We start from the raw sequence: 2,963 nt of genomic DNA, 5'->3' as shown, positions 1-2,963 counted from the left end.
CGTGTGCCCCGGCCGCGCCGAGCGGGTTCAGGGCGGGGAGAAGCTGCCCTGCTGGTTGGGGTGGTTCAGGGTTTGCCGAGCGGGTCGGGCGGGTCGATCGGGGTAGGGTCTGCCGAGCGGTCAGGTCGTCATGCTGGTGAGGAAGTCACCCATGCCCTGGGCCATCGCCATCAGGCCGCCGCCGATCGATTTGCACACCTGCGCCGCCCCGTCCGGCTGGAACGCCACGAAGTAGATCAGGAACGCGACGCCTCCCCAGAGGAACACCTTCTTCACGAACACCGGCACGCTCCCTCCCCAGGGTGCTGGACGTGCCTGGCTTCCCGCCGCCGCTGGCCGCAAACGACGCACCCCCGACCGGCCGCACACGATGCGGCCCGGGGGGAGTGTCAGGAGGCGGCCCCTGCTCTACCGAAGGCGTCGACAGGGGGCCCTTACAAGTAGAGGCCCGTGGAGCCCGTGGCCTCCGCCTCGACCCGCTCGGCGGCCACGGCGTGCACGTCCCGCTCGCGCAGCAGCACGTACCCCCGGCCGTGCAGCTCGACCTCGGAACGGTCGTCGGGATCGAAGAGCACCCGGTCGCCGGAGACGATCGAGCGCACGTGGGGGCCCACTCCGACGGCGGTGGCCCAGGCGAGGCGCTTGCCGACGGCGGCGGTCGCCGGGATCACGATGCCGGCGGTGGAGCGGCGCTCACCCTCACTGCCCTCCATCCGCACCAGCACCCGGTCGTGCAGCAGGCGGATCGGCAGGCCGGAGTCGAGATTCGCATCGGCGGTCACGACGGAACGGTACCGCGTCCGCCCGGAGCGGTCCGCCGGTGGTTACGCGGTCCCGGGCCGGGGGGCAATGTGTGGTGGAACCGCCCTAGGGTGGGAAGGTCGGACGTATCCTGTCCCCCCGTCGTCTGGGCGGGCGGGTTCTGCTGCGGGAGGTGCGCTTGAGCCGCTTCGAGCGGGTACGGGGACGGCTGCGTCGCGCGTACGAGTCGGGACGGGACGCGGTGCGGCGGGCCCGCGCCGACCCGACCGGGCGGGCCGACGTGAGGGGCCGCCGTGCGGTGCCGCCCGGCAGCGTCGACGTGCCGGAGGAGGCCGGCGTGGCCTCGCCGCGCTCGCCCGGGCCGGTGGCACCGCCGTCGGCGGTCGTGGTCGGAGCCGAGCCGCCCGCCGCGATACACAGCTCCACCGCCAGCCGGGACGACGCGGACGTGCCGCACGCGCTGCGCATCGCCGCGGCCTGGTCCTGGCGGCTCATCGTCATCGGCGTCGTGTTCTGGGCGCTGCTGAAGGTCGTCGCCACCATCAGCATCGTGATCATTCCGCTGGCCGTCGCCATGCTGCTCTCGGCGCTGCTCGCCCCGGCCGTGGGCTGGCTGCTGCGGGCGCGTTTCCCCCGCTCGCTGGCGACCGCGGTGGTGCTGGTCGGCGGCCTGGCCGCCGTGGTCGGCACGCTGACGCTGGTGGTGAACGAGTTCATCCAGGGCGTGCCGGAGCTGAGCAAGAAGTCCTCCGAGGGTGTCCGGCAGATCCAGGACTGGCTGAAGACCGGCCCGCTGCACCTGTCCGACAGCCAGCTCGACCGGTACATCGAGGAGGCGCCAACCTGGATCAACAACAACACCGAGCGGTTCACCAGCGGGGCCGTCTCCACGGCGGCGACCTTGGCCGAGGTGCTGACCGGCATCGTGCTGGTGCTCTTCGCCACGTTCTTCTTCCTGCGCGACGGCAACCGGATCTGGCGTTTCCTGGTGCGGCTGCTGCCGGTGGCGGCCCGGTGGAAGGTCGACGACGCCGGCCGGGCGTCCTGGGAGACGCTGGGCGCCTACGTGCGGGCCACCGTGCTGGTCGCGTTCATCGACGCGGTCGGTATCGGCACCTTCCTGGTCATCTTCGACATTCCGTTCGCGTTCCCGCTGGCCGCCCTGGTCTTCCTCGGTGCGTTCATCCCGATCGTCGGTGCCGCCCTCTCCGGTGGGGTCGCGGTGCTGGTGGCGCTGGTCGACAGCGGCCCGGTCACCGCCCTGATCATCCTGGGCGTGGTGATCGGCGTGCAGCAGGTCGAGGGGCACGTGCTCCAGCCGCTGATCATGGGCCGGGCGGTGGCCATCCACCCGCTCGCGGTGATCATCGGGATCGCCGCAGGCGTGGTGCTCGCCGGGATCACCGGCGCGCTGGTCTCGGTGCCGCTGATCGCGGTGCTCAACACGGCCGTCCGGCGGCTCGCCGCGCGTACCGTGCCGGACACCCCGCCGGACGCCGTGGTGGTCGCCTCGCAGGCACCCTGACCGCCCGGCCGCGTCGCAGGCACCCTGCCGGGCCCGGACAGGGGCGGCCCGGCGTCACGACTTGCCGAGTCGCTCCAGGGCCCCACGGGCCACCTCGGGGCGGGTGGTGTACCAGAACGGGGGCAGCGAGCGGCGCAGGAACGGGCCATACCCGCGCGCCGTCTCCAGCCGCGAGTCGAGCACCGCGACCACGCCCCGGTCCCCGGTGGCCCGGATCAGCCGGCCGACGCCCTGGGCCAGCCGCACCGCCGCGATCGGCACGCTGACGGCGGAGAATCCGGAGCCGCCGCCCGCGTCCACGGCGGCGGCGCGGGCCGCCGCGAGCGGCTCGTCCGGCCGGGGGAACGGCAGCCGGTCGATCACCACGAGCTGGCAGGAGTCGCCCGGCACGTCGACCCCCTGCCACAGCGACATCACGCCGAACAGGCAGCTCGACCGCTCCTCGCGGAACCGGCGGACCAGCAGCGGCAGCGCCTCCTCGCCCTGGAGCAGGATCTGCAGGTCGGTCTTCGCGCGCAACAGCTCCGCCGCCTGCTGCGCGGCCCGCCGGGAGGAGAAAAGCCCGAGGGTACGCCCACCGAGCGCCACGACCAGGTCGAGCAGCTCCTCGCCGGCCGCGTCGGGCAGGCCGGAGGCGGCCGGGCGGGGCAGGTGCGCGGCGACGTAGAGGATGCCC

Annotated in this window: 4 protein-coding genes; 1 reads left to right on the top strand and 3 read right to left on the bottom strand. The window is 73.6% G+C overall.

All coding sequences use genetic code 11. The annotated features are described in order from the left end of the window. Positions 1-120 precede the first annotated feature (120 nt). Together E1258_RS33725 and E1258_RS31575 are read right to left on the bottom strand one after the other, a co-directional pair. Positions 121-288 carry a hypothetical protein gene (locus tag E1258_RS33725; RefSeq protein ID WP_165949959.1) on the bottom strand — a complete coding sequence of 56 codons (168 nt, stop codon included), beginning with the start codon at positions 286-288 and terminating at the stop codon, positions 121-123. Positions 289-434: 146 nt separating this feature from the next. After that, the gene (locus E1258_RS31575; protein WP_007073252.1) at positions 435-782 is read right to left on the bottom strand and encodes a co-chaperone GroES; all 348 of its coding nucleotides are present in this window, start codon (positions 780-782) and stop codon (positions 435-437) included. Positions 783-907: 125 nt separating this feature from the next. Here E1258_RS31575 and E1258_RS31570 point away from each other — a divergent pair, with 125 nt between their 5' ends. Then, positions 908-2,287: an AI-2E family transporter gene (locus tag E1258_RS31570; protein ID WP_132407512.1), complete on the top strand. Its 1,380-nt coding sequence runs from the start codon at positions 908-910 to the stop codon at positions 2,285-2,287. A 54-nt stretch (positions 2,288-2,341) separates the two neighbouring features. On the opposite strand, the gene E1258_RS31565 is transcribed toward E1258_RS31570, so the two are convergent. After that, positions 2,342-2,963, bottom strand: a 622-nt coding sequence (locus E1258_RS31565) for an ATP-dependent DNA helicase (protein ID WP_305847285.1), incomplete at its 5' end; no start/stop codon positions are given.

Origin of the sequence: Micromonospora sp. KC207, from assembly GCF_004348615.1 — a bacterium.
Classification (GTDB): domain Bacteria; phylum Actinomycetota; class Actinomycetes; order Mycobacteriales; family Micromonosporaceae; genus Micromonospora.
Note: the sequence above shows the minus strand (reverse complement) of the source record. Positions and strands in the feature narration are given on the sequence as shown.